The organism is Staphylococcus sp. AS1337 (genome assembly GCF_051408735.1).
GTDB classification, from domain to species: domain Bacteria; phylum Bacillota; class Bacilli; order Staphylococcales; family Staphylococcaceae; genus Staphylococcus; species Staphylococcus xylosus_B.
The window spans coordinates 518,233-539,209 of sequence record NZ_JBOIHZ010000002.1; the positions used below are offsets into that span (position 1 = coordinate 518,233).

A 20,977-nucleotide genomic window follows, 5' to 3' on the forward strand; every position below is an offset into this window, starting at 1 on the left:
ATAATCAGGCACATTTACTCACTGAATATACATGCGATACCGTGCGTTTCTGAATACTTTTCATTGATTTTTTAATCATACCCGCTCATTTTCTTTAACTAATTTAGTTAATTTAACTCTTGAATTTTAACATATGTTTTCAATTTTCGCCCATTTATTAAATTAATATACAGGCCCTTGTTTATTAACTTAATCTTTTCATGAGTTAAAGATTAATTAAAAACAAAAAAATTAAGACAACTTTGTAAATGATCGATTTAATAGATATACTTCTGCAGTAAATCTATTAAACCAAACTCATATTAGTAACAAAGTGCCTTAACTTGATTTATTAAGATTGATTATAAATATTTTTTTAATATACCTTTTCTTTTCAATATCATTAAAATGATATAACTAATGATGGCACCAATAACACTCGATACAATAAAGGCTGTCATTAAAGGTTTAACAGCAAAGTTTGAAAAGCCTAAAATCCATGCTAACGGTATGCACATTATACTACCAATAATGCCTGTACCTATTACTTCTCCTACTGCCGCCATAAAGATATGTTTACGATAAAAATAGAAACCACTAGCAAGCAACACGCCTACCATACTTCCCGGGAAAGCAAAGAAACTTCCTGTACCAAAAATCATACGTATGATAGATGAAATAAAAGCTTGAGCAAGCCCAAACCATGGCCCTACTAGTACAGCACATAACACATTAATCAAATGTTGAATTGGCGCTGCTTTAACTGGACCTAATGGGATTACAATAATACTACTTAACACAACGTTTATAGCAATAAAAATTGCAGTTAGCGTTAACTTTCTCGTCTTCATATGGCTCATTTCCTTTCCAACAAGTTCCTCCAAAATCTCTGTTAATCTTTATCTCCATGTTGTTGATTTAAACGATCTGACATGGTACTAATCATCATTTGTAATAAATCATTAGCTTCAGTCTGTGATTCTCTAAACTCTTCTACAATAGGTAAAATATTAATATCTTCTTCAATATGCTGAATTTTATCCTCAGAATCTTTTAATGCTTGCGTCTTACCGTAATTTTGTAAGTTAACCGATTGCTTTTGATTTTTTTTTAATTCTTTCATTCGCTGCTCTATATTTTTATTTTGATGTATTTGCGATTCAACATTATGATATTCCTTAACCGTATCTAAAGATTTAATGCGTTCGCTAATACGATCCGCTTCGGCTAAAATTTCTTCTTTTTCATACATTATGGTGTCACCATCGCTTGTTTACTTACATTTAAGAATGTACCATTAAGAGAAAATTGTTTCGCTTCATCTACTTGTACATCTACAATTTTGCCAATCATAGATTTAGGCGCTTTGAAGTTTACTAATTTGTTTTTTGAAGTGTAACCGGCTAAGACTGTTTCGTCTTTTTTACTAGATCCTTCACATAAAACTTGTACAACTTCGCCTTCATATTCTTGCATAGCACGTTCAGAATAGTATGCAACCTTTTTATTCAATTGTTGTAACCTATCTTTTTTCACGTCTAAAGGTACATTATCTTTCATTTTAGCTGCTGGTGTACCATCTCTTTGAGAATAAATATACGTATATGCATGTTCAAATTCAACTTCATCATAAAGTGTTAATGTTTCTTCGAATTGTTCATCTGTCTCGTTTGGATAGCCAACTATGATATCAGTAGTTAAAGCAACATTAGGAATTCTTGACTTGATGCGATTAACTAAGTCTAAGTAACTTTCACGTGTGTATTTACGTCCCATAATTTTAAGCACGGCATTGTTACCCGATTGAACTGGCAGATGAACATGAGGAACTATATTTCCGCCGTTAGCAATAACCTCAATCATTCTATCTGTAAAGTCCCAAGGATGACTTGTTGTAAACCTGACTCTTGGAATATCAATTTGAGAGATATCCTCTAACAAATCACCTAAACCGTATGCTAAACCGTCTATATCTTTGCCGTAAGCATTAACATTTTGGCCTAACAATGTAATTTCTTGATACCCTTGACGTGCTAAATCTCTTACTTCTTCAATGATATCTTCTGGTCGTCTACTACGTTCCTTACCTCTTGTGAACGGAACGATACAGTATGTACAAAACTTATCACAACCATACATAATATTTACCCACGCTTTGATATTGCCTTCTCTTACTTTTGGAAGGTTTTCAATGACATCGCCTTCTTTTGACCAAACTTCAACTACCATCGCTTTTGATAAATAAGCTTCTTCAAGTATTTCTGGTAAACGATGAATATTATGTGTGCCAAAAATCATATCTACATTTTGGTATGATTTTAAGATTTTATTTACGACAGATTCTTCTTGGGACATACATCCGCAGACACCAATTACTGTTTCTGGTTTCTCTTTTTTCAAATGTTTTAAGTTACCGATTTCACTAAATACTTTATTCTCTGCATTTTCGCGAATTGCACATGTATTAATTAAAATTACATCTGCCTGATTAATATCTTCCGTTGGTGTATAACCTAATGCCTCTAGGATACCAGCCATTACCTCTGTATCATGCGCATTCATCTGGCAACCATATGTTTTAATTAAAAATGTTTTTCCCTGTCCCATATTTCTATATTTCTCATCTATTTGAAAATCACGGTTATAATTAATTTCTTCTTTACCGCGTTTACGAGCTTCTTTTAAACTTGGCGGTTGATACACGTGTTCAAAATACTTGCTATAGTCTTTTTCCTTTTTATCTCGTTCAGCTAAAATATCTATAGAAGTACTTTTTCTTTGTTCTTCATTCACTCTACAAAACCCTTTCTATATCATAAAAACTAAGAACAAGTATTTTAAAATATCCCTCAAGATTCTGTTTTTCAACCTTGACGTTCAAAGTTCTATAAATTTATCCATAGTCATTATTACATTATATTAAATTTGACTTCAAAGTGCAAAAAGACTAATAAACAATCAGTTTATTGCACAATATTCTCAATACTAAGATCATCAATTCACAATTTAACGTTTTAAAATACAAATGAGGGAGCGGGAAAGAGTTTCTGACTGAAATCATATCTTTCTAAAATGATTATGTCTGAGCTCCACTTCCTGCTCCCTTATATAATTAAGTTCTAATTCACTTAATACATGATTTTATCTAAAATTTAGGCCATTCATGTTATTTCGTCTAATCTACACTCGCTAAACATAAATAAAGGTTATAAACAAACTCCGTATTTACAGTTTGTCTTTTAATGTAATTTCACGTGTTAAATTTTAAACTTCGTCGTATTTTCCAGTAAGCGTCTCAATAGTAATACCTTCTGGTACATGATAAAACTTAACTTGACTTATTGTACTAGGTATTTCTAATTCAACCATACGCTCGTTTAATTTTTGAATTAAGATTAGGCACTCATTCATTTCACCTTGAACAGTTGTTTCTAATGGCCCAACTCTGTAAGTTAATCCCGAATCATCAATGATTTTAATTGCTTCATCTACGTATGGAATAACATCTTCTCCGTTGGCTATTTTAGGAATAATCTGAATACTCATCAAAGTATCATTCATGTTATTACAACCCCTTAATTATTTAACTTATTGTTAGTTTATCAAATTATAAGTTAAAGGCATAGTTAAAAGTGAATGAATATATTAAAGTATTATAGTGCCTAGTAATCAAAAATCTTCTTCTATCTGTTTCATCATCATCATTTTTGCAATCATGCCACCATTAGCAGCTGAATCTAATAATTGACCTGCAAAATTATCTTTAGCTTCACCAGCTACATACAACCCTTCAACAGATGTTTCTCCGTATATATCAGTTTCGAATTTACCATCTTCGTCTCGTATCATACTTAATTTATTTAAGAAATCAAATTGTGTATCCCAATACATCTTAGCAAATGCACCTTCTACTGAAATAATTTGCTCATCGTTTAACTCAATGCCATTTAAACGTCCATTGTTGCCAATCAATCGTGCAATAGGTTCGGTATAGATATCAATACCTTTTTTGTCAAGCAATACTTTGTCTTCTTCAAGAACCTCGTTTTCTCCATTTGTAAACACGACTAAGTCTTGTGAAAAGTTACTTAACAGTTTGACTATATGAAGCATCATTTCACCTGAATAAATAACTGCAAGTTTTTTATTACGCATTTCATAACCATCACACCAAGGGCAATAAAAGATAGATTGGCCATAAAAGTCATTAAAATTTGTAATATTAGGACCTTGTTCCCTTAACCCTGTAGCTAATAACACTTGTCTTGCATTAAATGTCTGAGCTTGTGTCTTAATTATAAATTCCTTATCTATTTTCTCTATTTGTTCTACATGTTCTTCCAAATAAGTAACATCTTTATATTTAATCACGTCTGCTTTAGCTTTTCTTTTGAATTCGGTTGGTGTAACACCATCTTGCGTTAAAAAACTATGTGACAGTTGAGTAACACTATTACGTGGTTTATCCTCATCGATTACAAGTGTTTGTTTCATACCTCTACCGAAATTTAGTGCAGCATTTAATCCTGCTGGACCTCCACCAATAATAATTACATCATAATACATTTGCCTCACTCCTTCACAACTTTTAAAGACTCTTAATATCTATAATTAGGTTGAATTATAAGAACTTAGCTATTAGCCAAGTCCTTTAATGTCTTATCTTCTAAATTGGTAATTAAACTATGCTCTGCTTCGTCCATAATTTGTTTGATTGGACATTCTTTAGCATGATTAAAACTATCTTCTAATAAGCTTTGCTTGCCATCAATGGTAATAATGACTTCATATATCGAAACGTCTTCCCAACCAGTTTTTAATTGATAGCCACCTTTCGCGCCACTACTAGCTGAAATAATGCCCACCTTTACAAGGCGTGTCAATATTTTCGATAAATATGTTGTTGAGACTTTTAATGCTGTTGCTAAATCTTGTACTGGAATTCTACTTGATTCACCATTACTTTTAATCATATATAAAAGTGCATGTAATGCATAGTCTGTCGCTTTAGAACATTTCATATTTTATCAACTTCCTAATTGTAGATATCGTTAGTCTACAATAACTCAATTAGTGATAATTTGCAATCACTATTATTGAATATTCTGTATAGATTTCACGATAGCAGTCGTAAATTCATCCATAAATTGACTCCAATTATGTTGATCTTCACGACTTTTTTTATTATATTTTTGGTTGTCAAAACACATTTTTCTTAATCCAGGAGTTAACTCTAATTGTATGCCTGCGCCTGTTTTACAACAATTAATAATATTATCATCATGAGCACCTGAAATATGTTCTGGCGCTTGCTCTACGCTTATATTCAATTGCCTAAATTGCTTAGTCATTTCATAAATAAGTTTTTGATCTTTTCCACCGATATAGATAATATTTTCATTACCGTCACAACCATGAATTGCTACTGCACATGTTTTGTTCTTTATCATTTTCATCAATTCAGACTGATCATAATTTCGAGAAGTTACATGTAAATCTTCATTCCCTTTTGATTTAGTACCTTTAAAAGAAAAATAATCATACTTACCTTTTTGCGCAGTTAAATCAGCAATTTCAGTTGTACCAGGTTCGATACCTCCGCCGTGTATCGCAGTAATAATTACTTGACTATCTAAGTAACGAGATACAATTTCCCAGTCACTATTTTCAATAGTCTCCGCTTCCAACTCTGACATTGAATTATACTTATCAGTCATATAAAAACTCCTTCCAAAGTTTCTATATTTGTATTTCCCAAACCCCATTCCTATTAACTTAAGATTTTGTAAAGAGCAACTTAATATTTTTAATTATCAAACACAATACTATTATATTTATATAGTTTCCTCTACATTGTTTATCGCTTTATTTATAGCTGTCGAAAATAAATACATAAGTTGTGACCAATTCTGTCTATTTTCTCTATCATTTAAATTATACTTATTATTGTTAAAGTATTGTTTTCTTAATGCCACAGTTAATTCTAGTTGAACACCAGCGTTTTTTTGACCAGCGTTGACAAAATTATCCGTATGCATACCTGATATATGTGAAGGCGCCGGTTTAACAAAGATGTTTACTTTTTCCAGTTGTAATTTTATTTCAGATGCTAGTTCAAAGTCTCTACCACCAATATAAACTTCAGGAACATTCCCCATACATCCATGTAAAGATATAATGCTATGATGACTAGACACCATATGCGTAAGTTTTGGTTCATCAAAATGTCGTGATGTAACATGTAATTCATTATTTTTATTATTTCTTATACCTTTAAAAGTATAAAAACTATGGTTACCTTGCTCACTAATTAACTGTGCTATTTCTGTCGTTCCTCGCTCAATTGCCCCACCATGAATTGCAGTTATGAGTGTTGATGATTTCTTACTTACTGTTTGTATTTCCCAGTCATTATGTTCTGCAGTCTCTGCAACCAATTCAGTCATCGACTTAAATTTATCTACCATAACTATTGCCTCCGTTAATTAATAACACTATGAAATTTTATAGCAATTTCACGTTTAAATCAAAACAAAAAACCGTTACAATACTTAACGATGTTAAGTTTTAGAACGTAGACAAACCTTAGAGGATAGTTCATCTAAGGTTTGTCTATTTATATTTGTATGGTTATTTTAAAAATATAAGTTTTCTTTTATCAATTAATTTATTCAACATATTAAACATCTACCTGTTCAATTTATATATACTATATTTTTTTAGTTCATTATCAGCATAGATTTGGGCCGTTTCCTATGGGAAGAACGCTAGACTAAGACTACAGGCTAAGGCAGTGCTAGCGGAAAGCGTGTACAAAAAAACTGTCAACAAAGCCGAAGACTTTGTTGACAGTCTGTTACTTAACGAAGTTAAGTTTTACTATATATTTATACGAATTGTTTTGTTAAGGCTTCAAATTGCGCTTCATCAATATGAAGATCTTGTTTAGCAAGTGGTGTACCATTCATTTCTTCAATTTGCGATTCATAAGATGGCGTTTCTGAATCCTGATAAACAATACCTTTAAGCAGTGAATTATATTCTAAAACTTTTTGAGTCGCTTTTTGTTTGTCAGTTGTGTCGAAGTCTTCGATTTCTTCAATACTTGTTAAATTTTCTTTAAACCAGTCGTAAGTATTGACTTTATTATATGTTACACAAGGTGAAAATACATTTACAAACGAAAATCCATCATGATTAATGGCGTCCTCAATCATTTTCGTAAGTCCTTTGATATCGCTTGAAAATCCTTGTGCTACAAATGTTGCTCCTGATGAAAGTGCTAGTTCTAATGGCGCAACATTTTGTTCGATATTTCCTTTTGGTGTGGATTTGGTTACAAAACCTTGTGCTGAAGATGGTGATGTCTGTCCTTTGGTCAAGCCATAAATTTGATTATCCATTACAATGTAAGTCATATTCATGTTTCTACGTAAAGCATGGATTGTATGCCCCATACCTATCGCATAACCATCGCCGTCACCACCTGAAGCAATTACTGTTAAATCTTTATTAGCCATTTTCACTCCTTGAGCAAGTGGCAATGAGCGTCCATGTATACCATGTACACCATAAGAATTTACATATCCTGACAAACGTCCTGAACAGCCAATCCCAGTAATAATAGCTACTTCTTCAGGTTCTAACCCTACATTTGCCGCTGCTTTTTGAATCGCTGCTTGCACTGAAAAATCACCACAACCAGGGCACCAATTGGGTTTTACATTATTTCTAAAGTCTTTAAATGTTGCCATTTATACCAACTCCTTTATTTCTTTAGCGATTTCTAGTCCTTTAGCTTCAATTTCTCTTGGTAAAAATGGTGTACCATCATATTTGGTCTGATTAATTAATTTGTCACCTAAATTTACATTCATTTTTAAAATGCTAGCAAGTTGTCCTTGATAATTATGTTCCACAACAACAACTTTAGAAGCTTTATCTACTTCTTTTTGTATCAATTCACTAGGAAAAGGATGTAATTGTCTAATTTGAAGATGGTTTACTTTTAGCCCTTCTTCTTCTAATCTGGCTTTCCCTTCTTGAATTGCACCTTTTGTTGAAATAAAGCCTAAATATAAAATATCTGCAACTTCATTTTCTGCATCTAGCTCAACAGGATCTTGGATAAGTAAATGCTCTGTTTTACGCATACGTTTATCCATTTGCTGTTGTCTATTGTCTGCAGCTTCGCTTGTTTTTCCTTCTTCATTATGTTCAACACCGGTTACATGGTGTATACCACCTTTAACACCTGGTATAGGTCTTGGTGATACACCACTGTCTGTAAGGGCATAGCGTCTAAAGTATGATTTATCATCTTCTTCACGTTCTATATCTGATTGGATAATTTCACCGCGGTTAATTTCAATTTTACTATAATCTAACTTTTCAACAGTCTGTTTACCTAATGATAATTGTAAGTCACTTAATATAATTACAGGACATTGGTACATTTCTGCTAAATTAAAAGCTTCCATAGTTAAATAAAAGGCGTCTTCAGCATCAGTCGGCGCTATTACAATTTTAGGGATATCGCCGTGTGTGCCATATATCATCTGCATTAAATCAGATTGTTCTTGTTTTGTAGGTAAACCTGTAGATGGTCCACCACGTTGCGTATTAATAACTACAAATGGTGTTTCTGTCATACCTGACAAGCCAATTGCTTCCATCATTAATGAGAGACCAGGTCCTGCACTCGCTGTGAACGAGCGAACACCTGCATAATTTGAACCAATAGCCATATTTGCCGCTGCAATTTCATCTTCAGTTTGAACAACTGTACCGCCAACCTTTGGTAGGTTTTCAATCATATATTCCATGATTTCAGAAGCAGGGGTGATTGGATAAGCTGCCATAAATCTAGATCCAGCTGATAAAGCACCTAGTCCTATTGCATCATTTCCAATCATATATAAGTGAGGTGTGCCCTTTGTTTCCTCTAAAACAAAATCACCATCCACAGTAGTTAACTGTTCATGCATTAAACGATAACCTTCATTCAATGCTTCTATGTTCATTTCTACAACTTTGTCACCTTTTTTAGTAAACATATTCGTAATCAGCGTTTCAAAATCTGAAATATCAAAATCCATGATCGCACAAGTCGCACCTACTGCAACCATATTTTTCATTAAAGCAGTGCCTAATTCCTTTGCAGTCGCAGTAAAAGGTAAATCTATTAATTGTGCACGACAATCTTCTGGTTTTTCAGGTTTTGCTTTACTATCCGCAATAATCACACTATCTTCGCGCATTTCTTGATGGTTTAGCTCTATTGTTTCTTGGTCAAATGCAATTAAGATATCTAAGTCATCGCTAATTGCATGTACTGGCGTAGTAGAAACTCTTATTTTATTATTTGTGTGGCCGCCTTTAATCCTACTTGAAAAATGACGATATCCGTATAAGTAGTATCCCTTACGATTCATAGCAGTCGCGAAGATTTCTCCAGTAGATTCAATACCTTCGCCTTGTTGTCCGCCCACTTTCCATGATACTTGTGATTTCATATCATCTTGCCTCCTAGTGGTTATAATAATTCATTATTCATCATATCAAAAAATACCACTCTATTACTATGTTAAGAGTGGTATTTTTCAAATTCATACTAATGGACGATACTTTTTAAAAGGGATGATCATCATTAATTAACACTCGTTCAATGTGTGTTGTTTTCCCTTCTTTATTGATATCAATAATAACGCCTGATAATACACTTCTGCCTTCGTCTGGTACTACGTGTCTTTGAGGTAAACTTGTTATAAATCGAGTAATTACTTCATCTCTATTAATTCCTAGTATACCATCATAAAAACCCGTCATCCCTACATCTGTGATATAACCTGTACCACCAGGTAAGATACGTTCATCTGAGGTTTGGATATGTGTATGTGTGCCTACAACCGCACTCACTTTACCATCTAAGAACCAGCCCATTGCATTTTTTTCTGAAGTAGTCTCAGCATGAAAATCTACAAAAATATAGTCTGTTTCTTTTTGAGCCTCTTTGATAAGTGCATCAGCTTTTTTAAAAGGATCATCTATATCTTGCATAAATGCACGACCTTGTAAATTGATAATCGCTAATTTAATCTCATTGATCTGAATAAATCTCATACCTACCCCTGGCGCTTCTTCTGGGAAGTTCGCTGGTCTCACCATACGATTTGCCGATTCAATAAAATCATAAATTTGACGTTGGCCAAAAGTATGATTACCCATCGTCATAAAATCTACGCCTTCTCGCAATAGATCTTTATATATTTTTTCAGTTAATCCTTTACCATGTGCAGCATTTTCAGCGTTTACAATAGTAACTGTAGGACGATACGTTTGTTTCAACTTAGGTAAATACGTTGTAATAGCCTCACGACCTACTTTACCTACTATATCTCCGATAAATAATAATCTCATTTACATGTTCATCCTCTCTCTTAATGTTAGTTTAATGCAATTTATTTACGATGAAAAGTATCATTATAAAAATTTCATTAATTTAACTAAGTTTTAATCATAAAATTGGTGGTATAAATTATAGTAGGAATTAAATAATTCAAAATATAGGAGTTGGAAGTAATACATGGCAATTAATATTGACCCACAACATTTTGCTGACTTAGTTGTTACAGCAAACCCATCCAAAAGCGAAGATCCAGAGGATATAACAAAAGAAAGTTTAGAACTATATATCCACGCTTATCGTTTAGCTGAAAGATACGCTAATATTTCAACAAACTGTTATGATACAGCTGAAATTATTCAAGAAGTTAAAAATGCGGATTTAGAATTAACTTAGTTTTAGATTAGTCTTTTAGCACAAAATATTTAAAGTTAATTTGGAAATGAATATAAATGATTTTTTTCACCTCATATGTGCTTTTAGCATATGAGGTGTTTTCATTTGTTAAGAATTATGTAAGCATCAAATCTATATGCTAATTTAAATATAAAAAACAAACTAAACGATAATTTCGTTTAGTTTGTTTAAAAATTCATTGTTAAATATTTTAAATCTTATTTTGCATATTCAATTGCTCTAGTCTCACGAACAACTGTCACTTTTATATGACCAGGATATTGAAGTTCATCTTCAATTTGGCTCTTAATGTCTCTTGCTAAGCGATGTGATTTTAAGTCGTCGATAGTATCTGGTGATACGATAACTCGAATTTCTCTACCCGCTTGGATTGCAAATGCTTTCTCAACACCATCATAGCTTTCTGAAAGTGTTTCTAGTCTTTCCAGTCTTCTAATATAGTTTTCTAAAGTCTCTTTACGAGCACCTGGTCTTGCTGCTGATAATGCATCGGCAGCTGCCACTAATATAGAAATAATAGAAGTCGGTTCGACATCACCATGGTGAGAATGAATTGCATTAATAACGGTTTCATTCTCAGCATATTTTTTAGCTAATTCAACACCAATTTCAACATGGCTTCCCTCAACCTCGTGATCAATTGCTTTACCAACGTCATGAAGTAGTCCAGCACGTTTAGCCAATGTAACGTCTTCTCCTAGTTCAGCTGCTAACATACCACTAAGGTGTGCAACTTCAATAGAATGTTTCAATACATTTTGTCCATAGCTAGTACGATACTGTAAACGACCTAAGATTTTCACTAAATCTGGATGCATATTATGCACATTTATTTCAAATGTAGCTTGTTCCCCAGCATCTCTAATAATATCGTCTACTTCTTTTCGAGCTTTATCTACCATATCTTCTATACGTCCAGGATGGATACGACCATCTGAAACAAGATTAACTAATGCAGTTCTTGCAATTTCACGTCTAATTGGGTCAAAACCAGAGAGAATTACCGCTTCTGGTGTATCATCTATAATTAAATCAATACCAGTTAACGTTTCTAAAGTTCTAATGTTTCTACCTTCTCTACCAATGATTCGACCTTTCATTTCGTCATTTGGTAAATTAACAACTGATACTGTTGATTCAGATGTATGTTCTGCAGCTAATCTTTGAACAGTAGTTGCTAATAACTCTTTTGCATTTTTATCGACTGCTTCTTTTGCTTCTTTCTCTTTTTCCTTAACAAGTATAGCAATATCTTGTGACAATTCCTCTTCAACTCTTTGAAGTTGCTCTTGTGCAGCTTCTTCTTGAGAGAGACCAGAGATGCGTTCTAATTCTTGTTCATGCTTATTTATTAATGTTTGAACACTACTCTCTTTTGCATCTACTTGTTGTTGTCGTTCTTCAAGTTTAGACTCTTTTTGCTCTAAAATCTCATCCTTTTTATCTAACAGGTCAGATTTTCGCTCTAAGTTTTCTTCTTTTTGTAGAAGTCTTGCTTCTTGCTTTTGAAGATCTGCACGCCTTTCACGAAGCTCATTTTCAGCTTTTTCTCTTATGACTTGGTTTTCTTCTTTAGCTTCTAGAAGCTTTTCCTTCTTGATATTCTCTGCTTCTTTATTACCTTGTTCGATAATATCATCGGCAGTCTGTCTTGCTTGTAATTGCTTTTGATGCAATATATTTCGGGCAACAACGTACCCTACAACAACTCCGAGAATAATACCTAGCAAAATGAGTAGGAGGCTTAACAAATTCACACAAACACCCCCTTTTATCTAGGATTTTGCTCTGTATATCAAAATTCAATATGATTATATGAAGTTATATAAGAATCATACAATGTAATTGTACGGTTTTAAACTAAGAAGTGTCAAGGTTTGACTACACAATAATTCAATATTTGAGGCATCTCTTTTACACTAAATTTACTTTAATGTTGGCTAGACCTTAATTCATCTTATTTTTGAAACGAAATCGTTTAACATAATATTTTTATATTCTTATATGAACATCGTATATAAGGTCAAAATATAATATATTTCATCCCTAATCATATTACATTTAAGATATATCACTATAAAATCCTATAGAAACTACAACCAAAGAATAATAAAATTTCAAATTTTTATCTATATTAAACAAAAAAACAAACTAAACGCCTTGTTGAGGGTTCAGTTTGTTTTACTACTAAATAAATACAATAACTTAATGATTCAAAATATATTATTGTAACTATTTAACCTATTCTTCTTCATCCAAAAGTGTCGCTGTATTTTCAGCTTCCGATTCTTCAACATCTCCATCAAATATACCTAATTTTTCTCTTAGCTTTCTATCTATTTCTGCTTTGACAGCAGGGTTTTCTTTAAGGTAAGATTTTACATTTTCTTTACCTTGCCCCATTCTGTCGCCATTATAAGAATACCAAGCACCTGACTTATCAACGATTTCATTTTCAACACCTAAATCGATTAATTCCCCCTCTTTAGAGATGCCTTTACCATACATAATATCAACTTCAGCAACTCTAAATGGTGGTGCGACTTTATTTTTAACAACTTTAATTTTAGTTCTATTACCGACAATATCTTGTCCTTGTTTTAATTGTTCCGCACGGCGTACTTCTAAACGAACAGAGCTATAGAATTTCAGTGCACGACCACCTGGAGTAACTTCAGGGTTACCGAACATAACGCCGACTTTCTCACGGATTTGGTTAATAAATACTGCAGTCGTATTTGATTTAGATATCGCACCTGAAAGTTTTCTTAGGGCTTGTGACATCAAACGTGCTTGTAAACCAACGTGTGTATCTCCCATTTCACCTTCAATTTCTGCTTTAGGTGTTAATGCTGCAACAGAGTCAACAACAACTATGTCTACAGCACCACTTCTTACAAATGCTTCTGCAATTTCTAATCCTTGTTCCCCATGGTCAGGTTGTGATAAATATAAGTTTTGAATATCAACACCCAATGCTTCTGCGTAAACTGGGTCTAATGCATGTTCAGCGTCAATAAAAGCTGCCACGCCACCATTTCTCTGAACTTCCGCAATGGCATGAAGTGCCACAGTCGTTTTACCAGAACTTTCTGGACCATAAATTTCTACAATTCTACCTTTAGGGTAACCACCTACTCCTAAAGCATTATCTAATGTTACAGAACCACTTGAAACACTTGAAACTTTGCGTGCTTCGTTATCGCCCAATTTCATTACCGCGCCTTTACCAAATGATTTCTCCATATTTTTAATTACTGTATCTAAAGCCTTTTGACGATCGTTATCCAATGTTGGACCTCCTATATGAGAATTCTCTCTGAAAAATATCTTAACCATACTATACCTTGATTTAGATTATTCCGCAAGTATTTTGCGAATATTTGTTCGCTAAAGAAAAGCGGTAGCCACCCAAAAACAGAACACACGTACTATGTTTTTAATTTTTAGCAAGGCGTTACTAGCTATTTAAATAAATTTAGCAACCTAATTAACACATAATTTTGCGTTCTACTTTTCATTAGATTTCTTTTGCGAGTCATTTTAAATGATTGTATCGTTAAGTTTTCGCCTTTTAAAACACCTAAATATACAACATCACTTTGACTCAATATCGAAAAACCAACTTTTGCATTATAAAAATCTCTTATAATTTGCGCTGTTATGGAAAGTTGAGATTCAATTGTATCATGTTCATTTATAAATTGTGAGTGATGAGGTAACATACCTCTCAATGTTTCACTATCATCAAAATTTTTCATTCTAGAATATAATTCACCGTCAGTCACACCATCATATAAAGCAAAGGATTCATTAACTAATGACATAACAGCTTGTTCTAGCAGTATGTCGTCAGAACCATAATAATATTTACCAATGCGATTTAGTATTGCGCTTTTCACAGGTGCGATTAAATCCTTACATGCTTGCTGCGATGCCCCATTTGCAGTTAATCTTATATTTACTTCATGTGTTCCAGCGAGCGGTGCAATAGTTGGATTAGTTTGTTGATCTATCAAATCCATTAATTCAGTTTCTACTTTTGACTCACCAATTCCGGCAAAACGTAGTAGTTCTGAAAATATAGTTTGCTCCCCATTAAGTAGATAAGGTAATAACTCATGTTTCGCCATTGGTTGCATTTCTTTAGGTGGGCCTGGTAACAAAGCAATTTTTTTATCTCCGTGATCAACAAGCATACCTGGTGCCATGCCGACTTTATTTTCTAAAATATGTGCACCTTCAATCACAAGTGCTTGCTGTCTATTATTTGGAGTCATGTCGATGTCCTGCTCTCTAAAATATGATTCAATATAATTTAGTGCATGTTCATCAATGACTAATTCACGTCCTAATATTTTAGCTACAGTATGCTTGGTTAAATCATCTTTTGTTGGACCTAAGCCACCCGTTAAAATCACGGTATCATATTGATTAAGGGCTTGCTTGACAACTCTTTCTAAACGCTGTGGATTATCCCCAATTACAGAATGCTCTACAACACTATGACCGACACCATTTAATAGCTTTGATAAATATTGGCCATTAGTATTAACAATTTGTCCAAGAAGCAATTCCGACCCTACTGCGATGATTGATATATTCACAAATACTCCTCCTCAAAAAACAAAGTTACAATTATCCATCATATGATTTAAATGTCCTCTGTTTATACAATACATTTTTACTTCCCTTAATTATAAAAGGAAAACCACGAAAAAACGAAAAATCTGACTTCATATCATTAAAACATCAAAAAACTGGAAGATGTCTTTACTATAAGCACATCTTCCAGTTTATTAATAATTTTTAATTATACTTTAAAAACATCTTTACCTTTATAGAAATATTCTATGCCTGATAAAATTGTAAAGAATACACCAATATACAATAATACTTGTCCTATTGGGAAACCAACCCATGTAACTAATGGATCACCAAATAGTATCCAAATGATTGCTACCATTGTGACTGCAGTTTTAATCTTACCTAATTGACCAGCAGCGCTTACAAAGCCTTGTTCGATTTGCAATAAACGTAAACCTGTAACAGCAAATTCACGTGCTATAATAATAATAGCAACTACTGAATTTGTTAGCCCTAGTTGAACTAAAGCAATTAATGCACTTGAAACTAATAACTTGTCTGCAAGTGGGTCTAAAAATTTCCCCATATTAGTAACAAGTCCCCACTTTCTTGCTAAATAACCATCTAAGAAATCACTTAACGATGCAACAATAAAGATTACACCACTTATTAATAATTCAATTTTAATTTCATATCCACCGATAAATGAAAGGTTACCAAATCCAAAATCTACTAATGCAAAAACAAGAAATATTGGAATTAGTATAACTCTAAACACAGTTATCCAATTCGGTATATTCATACAAAGTCCTCTTTTCTATTTATAACTTATAGTTTATGTTCATTTGCCACTTTAAAATATCAATACTGAAAATACCCACAACAATGCTGTAATAATAATCGCTAAACTAATCACAACACCAACTTGTAAAGGTTCTTTATTTTTGCTGCGGTATGTTGGTTTGTCATCATTAGCGAAGGCTGCAATTGTTTGATGTATCGCTTCATCATTATTGGGAATTTCTTCTCTGTGTGCATTAATCAACTGTACTGAATCAATATTCACTGCTTTAGCATACTTTCTAATAAAACCTTCCGCATACTCAGCTTTTTTTAATGATTCGAAATCATTATTTTCAATCATCACTAACGTTTGCCGTTTAATTTGTGTACGCGATTCTAATTCATTTAATGTCATACCTAAACGTTCTCGTCGTCCTTTTAATGTCTGACCAACTAAGCTCACAATATCAGCCCTCCTCAATCAACAATCTTTATTACTCAAAGAAACCAAATCCGCCACCAAATGGATCGTTACCAAAATCCAAATTGTTTTTACTCTTAACTGTTTGTTTTTTCATTTCTTCATAATGAATTTCTTGATTTTTATTTTCTCTTAATTCGATAATATAATCAAAATCACTCATCTTGTAGTCGCTTGCTTCAACAAATAAGTCAGGGTGTTCAACTACTTTAATAGCAGGAAGACTCATAACTTCTTTCACTAATTCTTGGTGTTTCTGACTAGATTCTCTTGCTGTAACAGCACCATCAATGATATAGACATGGTCTGAATCATATTCACCTTTAATTAATGAACTACGCACAGTTTGCTTAATAAGTGTAGAACTAATAAACAACCAACGTTTATGTGCACAGACACTACCTGCTACAATTGATTCAGTTTTACCAACTCTGGGCATTCCACGAATACCAATTAATTTATGACCTTTTTCTTTAAATAATTCCGCCATAAAATCAACTAGTAAACCTAAATCTTCTCTTTCAAAACGAAATGTCTTTTTATCGTCAGCATCTTGCTCTATGTATCTTCCATGTCTCACTGCCAAGCGATCTCTTAACTCTGGCTTTCTTAACTTAGTAATAGAAATATCATCTATTTCGGTTACAATATTTTCGAAACGACTTACTTTTTCTAGACTATCAGATTTAATTAATAGACCTCTACGACCTTCATCAATACCATTGATTGTTACTATACTAATCCCCATCATGCCCAACAAACTTGATATATCACCTAGAAGTCCGGCTCGGTTCATTGTTATCTCATACTCTAAATACCATTCTTTTTTAGTAGCAACTGTCATGAAATAAGCACCCCTTTATTTAGAAACCATGTACAAATAATTTATACATGAGCATGTAACTCATTTAAAACAACTTAACCTTGGCATATTTTCAACTTAAATATGCATATAACCATTTTATTGTAATGATATTATATCATTGAATGTTTCATAGTTGGTTTATTTTTTGTACATAATTTAAAAATCTATACGTACCATCCACCATTTACTTTCTGAATCGTTCCGGTGATGCTTCTTGCCATCGGATGACACAAATAACTGCAAGTATGTGCAATCTCAACAGGATCAATAAGCCTTTGTTGTGGTAATTCTTCAGTAATTGCCTGTAATTCTTCTTCAGACCATACTTGAGCCATATTTCCGCTAACAAATCCAGGAGCAATCGCATTTACAGTTACTGTTGTCATAGCTAACTCTTGGCTTAAAGCTTTTACAAACGCAATTTGAGCACCTTTCATTGCAGAGTAAATACTCTCCATGCTTGCACCAGTTTCTCCCCAAATAGATGATATGACTACGATACGACCATGACTGCTTTGTCGCAATTTATCAGTGAAAAATCTACAAATTCTAATTAGTTGGCGAACATGGACTTGATAACAATCGTCTATTTCTTTATCAGTCACATCTTGTAATTGACCATATAAAGCTGCCCCACTTGCGTATACTAAACAATCCAATTTTGTTATACAAGAAAAATATGATTCTAAATCTATGTCTTGATTTAAATCACATTGTAAAAATTCAACTGGTTTTGCAATATAATCGCTTTGAAGTGTTTCAATATTCGTATTATTATAATGTACAATTACTTCAAAACCATCTGACAATAGCCTGTTAACAATCGCTTTTCCTATCGTTCCGGAACCACCAATAACTAATGCCTTCACTATTATTTCATCTCCAAGCGACTATCTACTACTTGTGTTAAATTCAAGCATGTTCGTGCTGTATCATTCACACTTTCTAAAGTTATACTTTCAACAATATCTAATAAGTCGAACAAACTTACGCCTTCAAAATATAATTTTGTATATTGGTTCGCAATGTATTCCGGTGAGTTCAAACCTGAAATAAATTCTCCAATAAACTGTTTCTTCAACAGACTAAAGGCCTCTAAATCATCAAGTTTCCCTAAATTGTTTTTAATTTCATTTAATAATAAAGTTTTTAATTTATCTGGATATTGCGTTGCACTTGTTATAACTGAAAAACTGTATGTAGGTTCTAATAAAAATTGATATCCAAAAGTTTCGTCTATTAATTCATCGTTGAGAAGTGACTGATAAAAATCGGTTTCTTCACCAAATATCAATTCATAAAACAAAGTCATTTCTAAATCACGTTTAACAAAAGCTTCATTAGGCTCGTCGTATAATGGTTCATTTTTAAAACCTAACATTAATCTTGGTGATTGCAATTTCATCGTTTCTGAAATTTTTAGTTCTTTTACTGAAGCTTGTTCAATTAATGGGTCTCTTACGATTTGCGGCTGTGCTTCTTTATCACGTTGATTCTCATGTTCTTCAATAACTTTATAGATATGATTCACGTCCACATCACCAACAACAAACAATACCATATTCGAAGGATGATAAAATGTTTCATAACATAGATATAAATCGTCTTTAGTTATTTCATAAATACTTTCAACACTGCCAGCAATATCAACACGTATTGGGTGTGTATCATACATAGCTCTTAAAGTATTAAACATTAACTTATAAGCTGGTTGTTCTTGGTACATCTTAATTTCTTCAGCAATTATACCTTTTTCTTTATCTACTGTTTCTTTAGTGAAATAAGGTGTTTCTACCATAGTTAACAGCCGTTTGATGTTACGCTCTATATTATCAGTTGCGCTAAATAAATAGCTTGTTCTATCAAAACTTGTAAAAGCATTGACCTGTGCATTGTCTTCAGCAAATGCTGTAAACAAATCTTCTTCGTCGTCACCATTTTCAAATAACTTATGTTCTAAAAAGTGTGCCACTCCATCAGGAACCGTAACAAAATCATCACTACCATGTGGTTTAAATTTGTTATCTAACGACCCAAATTTCGTAGTATAAGTCACAAAGGTTTTCTGAAATCCTTTTTTAGGAATTATGAATAATTTAAGACCATTTTTTAATTCAGCTTCAAATACTCGTTCGTCTATTTGATCATAGTAGGTTTCGTTCATTAGTCATCGCCCCCTTTTGTCAAAATATAAATTGTATCTAATGTAGTTGCCTGTGCTAGTTGTTGGATATCTGATTTATTAACGTTTTGAATCCCCGAAATATAACTTTCTTCCGACATCGGTTCATCTAATAATATGTTGTTATTCATAATTTCTATGATACTTTTAGCTCTATCATGAGATTCTTGTCTTTGAGATAGTATTACTTTTTTAGCAAGAGCTATCTTCTCTTCTTCAAAATCCCCTTGTTGGAATTTCTCAAATTCAGATACAATCGTCTTTTTAGCAATTTCATATTTATCGGTTGAAACACCACTTAATACAAATAAAAAACCATTTTTTGCGTCTATTTGGGAATGGATGGAATATGCTAAACTTTGCTTTTCTCGTACTTCATTAAACAATACAGAAGATGGATCGCCGCCAAACATAACATTAAAAACAATCATTGCAAAATACTCTGGATCTCCGTATTTTGCTGGTAATTTAAAACCCATATTTAACTTAGCTTGATCGACATCGTCTGTTTCTACAATAACTTGAGGTGTATTATGGTCTTGTCCTATTGGAGTAGACTGTGATAATTCAAAAGAGAATGGATTAATATTAAAATATGTTTGGATTTGGGATTTCACCTGTTGTTCATCTACGTTGCCTACCACATATACTGCACAGTAGTCATTTTTCAACATAGATTGATATGTATGATATAGATTTTCTGATGTAATGTCAGCTATGTATTCAACTTGCCCAGTTGCTAAATGTCGATATGGTTGTTCCCCAAACATATATTTCAATAAGTTCAAAAATGAAATTTGTGATTTGTTGTCGATCATAGCGTTTAATTTTTTTGATAATAACGATTTTTCTTGAGCGACAAATGTTTCATCAAATTTATTGTCTGATATTAAAGGATTGTATATCATTTCTTTAAGCAATTCTAAGCCTTTTTCAAAAAGCGGTGTTTGATCTTTTAAATAACGTTCATTTACTAATTCTAAAGATATGGTAATAACATGCTTATCTTTAAATTTGGAAACAAAACTATTAACATACGCACCATATAAATGAGATAAGTGTCGATTAAAATCCTTATCTGACGGCCATTGCTTTGTAGCACGTACTAAAACCTTACTTAAAATAGATCGCGCAGTCATTGTTTGGCTGTCTAACGGTGCCATAAATTTAAGCGTAATCGTTGTGGTTTTAAATTTTGTTGTCGGCAATACTTTAACGTGTGAATCTTTCTGTGGGTTTTCTATTTTCAAATTGTTATACCTCACTTTCATAAATTTA

The 20,977-nt window shown here is 32.9% G+C and carries 21 protein-coding genes; 1 reads left to right on the forward strand and 20 read right to left on the reverse strand.

All coding sequences use genetic code 11. The features are described 5' to 3' along the window. Nucleotides 1–341: 341 nt before the first annotated feature. From thiW to ACSUE0_RS05250, 11 genes are all read right to left on the reverse strand, one after another. Nucleotides 342–830, reverse strand: a complete 489-nt coding sequence (thiW, locus tag ACSUE0_RS05200) for an energy coupling factor transporter S component ThiW (RefSeq protein WP_017724335.1) — start codon at nt 828–830, stop codon at nt 342–344. Nucleotides 831–871: 41 nt separating this feature from the next. Next, nucleotides 872–1,231, reverse strand: coding sequence for a RicAFT regulatory complex protein RicA family protein (locus tag ACSUE0_RS05205; protein ID WP_017724334.1), 360 nt, complete (start codon nt 1,229–1,231; stop codon nt 872–874). Next, nucleotides 1,231–2,772, reverse strand: a complete 1,542-nt coding sequence (gene miaB / locus ACSUE0_RS05210) for a tRNA (N6-isopentenyl adenosine(37)-C2)-methylthiotransferase MiaB (protein WP_119614289.1) — start codon at nt 2,770–2,772, stop codon at nt 1,231–1,233. Before miaB ends, ACSUE0_RS05205 begins: the two co-directional genes overlap by 1 nt. Before the next feature lie 471 nt (nt 2,773–3,243). Beyond that, on the reverse strand, nt 3,244–3,540 hold the full coding sequence (locus tag ACSUE0_RS05215; protein WP_119614288.1) for a thiamine-binding protein: 297 nt from the start codon (nt 3,538–3,540) through the stop codon (nt 3,244–3,246). 108 nt (nt 3,541–3,648) lie between these two features. Then, nucleotides 3,649–4,545: an NAD(P)/FAD-dependent oxidoreductase gene (locus tag ACSUE0_RS05220; protein ID WP_119614287.1), complete on the reverse strand. Its 897-nt coding sequence runs from the start codon at nt 4,543–4,545 to the stop codon at nt 3,649–3,651. 65 nt (nt 4,546–4,610) lie between these two features. Further along, on the reverse strand, nt 4,611–5,000 hold the full coding sequence (locus ACSUE0_RS05225; RefSeq protein WP_017724330.1) for an RrF2 family transcriptional regulator: 390 nt from the start codon (nt 4,998–5,000) through the stop codon (nt 4,611–4,613). Between the two features lie 72 nt (nt 5,001–5,072). Continuing rightward, nucleotides 5,073–5,696 carry a poly-gamma-glutamate hydrolase family protein gene (locus ACSUE0_RS05230; RefSeq protein ID WP_436956390.1) on the reverse strand — a complete coding sequence of 208 codons (624 nt, stop codon included), beginning with the start codon at nt 5,694–5,696 and terminating at the stop codon, nt 5,073–5,075. Nucleotides 5,697–5,813: 117 nt separating this feature from the next. Continuing rightward, nucleotides 5,814–6,446 (reverse strand): poly-gamma-glutamate hydrolase family protein, encoded by a 633-nt coding sequence (locus ACSUE0_RS05235; RefSeq protein ID WP_436956392.1) that lies wholly within the window; start codon nt 6,444–6,446, stop codon nt 5,814–5,816. A 420-nt stretch (nt 6,447–6,866) separates the two neighbouring features. Then, on the reverse strand, nt 6,867–7,733 hold the full coding sequence (locus ACSUE0_RS05240; protein ID WP_017724327.1) for a 2-oxoacid:ferredoxin oxidoreductase subunit beta: 867 nt from the start codon (nt 7,731–7,733) through the stop codon (nt 6,867–6,869). After that, nucleotides 7,734–9,494, reverse strand: coding sequence for a 2-oxoacid:acceptor oxidoreductase subunit alpha (locus ACSUE0_RS05245; RefSeq protein WP_436956394.1), 1,761 nt, complete (start codon nt 9,492–9,494; stop codon nt 7,734–7,736). A 115-nt stretch (nt 9,495–9,609) separates the two neighbouring features. Beyond that, the gene (locus ACSUE0_RS05250) at nt 9,610–10,398 is read right to left on the reverse strand and encodes a TIGR00282 family metallophosphoesterase (RefSeq protein WP_017724325.1); all 789 of its coding nucleotides are present in this window, start codon (nt 10,396–10,398) and stop codon (nt 9,610–9,612) included. 166 nt (nt 10,399–10,564) lie between these two features. Between ACSUE0_RS05250 and ACSUE0_RS05255 the strand changes: the two genes are divergently transcribed. Continuing rightward, nucleotides 10,565–10,780: a hypothetical protein gene (locus tag ACSUE0_RS05255; RefSeq protein ID WP_119614283.1), complete on the forward strand. Its 216-nt coding sequence runs from the start codon at nt 10,565–10,567 to the stop codon at nt 10,778–10,780. A 218-nt stretch (nt 10,781–10,998) separates the two neighbouring features. Here the strand turns inward: ACSUE0_RS05255 and rny are convergent, their stop codons facing one another. From rny to yfmF, 9 genes are all read right to left on the reverse strand, one after another. Further along, nucleotides 10,999–12,558 carry a ribonuclease Y gene (gene rny / locus ACSUE0_RS05260; protein WP_017724323.1) on the reverse strand — a complete coding sequence of 520 codons (1,560 nt, stop codon included), beginning with the start codon at nt 12,556–12,558 and terminating at the stop codon, nt 10,999–11,001. A gap of 484 nt (nt 12,559–13,042) precedes the next feature. Continuing rightward, on the reverse strand, nt 13,043–14,092 hold the full coding sequence (gene recA, locus ACSUE0_RS05265; protein ID WP_017724322.1) for a recombinase RecA: 1,050 nt from the start codon (nt 14,090–14,092) through the stop codon (nt 13,043–13,045). A 173-nt stretch (nt 14,093–14,265) separates the two neighbouring features. Continuing rightward, the gene (locus ACSUE0_RS05270; RefSeq protein ID WP_436956397.1) at nt 14,266–15,408 is read right to left on the reverse strand and encodes a CinA family nicotinamide mononucleotide deamidase-related protein; all 1,143 of its coding nucleotides are present in this window, start codon (nt 15,406–15,408) and stop codon (nt 14,266–14,268) included. A gap of 206 nt (nt 15,409–15,614) precedes the next feature. Further along, nucleotides 15,615–16,190: a CDP-diacylglycerol--glycerol-3-phosphate 3-phosphatidyltransferase gene (gene pgsA, locus ACSUE0_RS05275; RefSeq protein ID WP_119614734.1), complete on the reverse strand. Its 576-nt coding sequence runs from the start codon at nt 16,188–16,190 to the stop codon at nt 15,615–15,617. 51 nt (nt 16,191–16,241) lie between these two features. Continuing rightward, a complete protein-coding gene (locus ACSUE0_RS05280) occupies nt 16,242–16,634 on the reverse strand; it encodes a helix-turn-helix domain-containing protein (protein WP_017724319.1) in 393 nt (130 codons plus the stop codon). A gap of 31 nt (nt 16,635–16,665) precedes the next feature. Beyond that, nucleotides 16,666–17,496, reverse strand: coding sequence for a YmfK family protein (locus tag ACSUE0_RS05285; protein ID WP_017724318.1), 831 nt, complete (start codon nt 17,494–17,496; stop codon nt 16,666–16,668). Between the two features lie 185 nt (nt 17,497–17,681). Next, nucleotides 17,682–18,386 (reverse strand): elongation factor P 5-aminopentanone reductase, encoded by a 705-nt coding sequence (gene ymfI, locus ACSUE0_RS05290; RefSeq protein WP_119614736.1) that lies wholly within the window; start codon nt 18,384–18,386, stop codon nt 17,682–17,684. Nucleotides 18,387–18,388: 2 nt separating this feature from the next. Then, nucleotides 18,389–19,681 (reverse strand): EF-P 5-aminopentanol modification-associated protein YfmH, encoded by a 1,293-nt coding sequence (gene yfmH, locus ACSUE0_RS05295; RefSeq protein ID WP_017724316.1) that lies wholly within the window; start codon nt 19,679–19,681, stop codon nt 18,389–18,391. Then, nucleotides 19,681–20,970 carry an EF-P 5-aminopentanol modification-associated protein YfmF gene (gene yfmF / locus ACSUE0_RS05300; RefSeq protein WP_436956400.1) on the reverse strand — a complete coding sequence of 430 codons (1,290 nt, stop codon included), beginning with the start codon at nt 20,968–20,970 and terminating at the stop codon, nt 19,681–19,683. The genes yfmH and yfmF overlap by 1 nt, the downstream gene beginning before the upstream one ends. Nucleotides 20,971–20,977 lie beyond the last annotated feature (7 nt).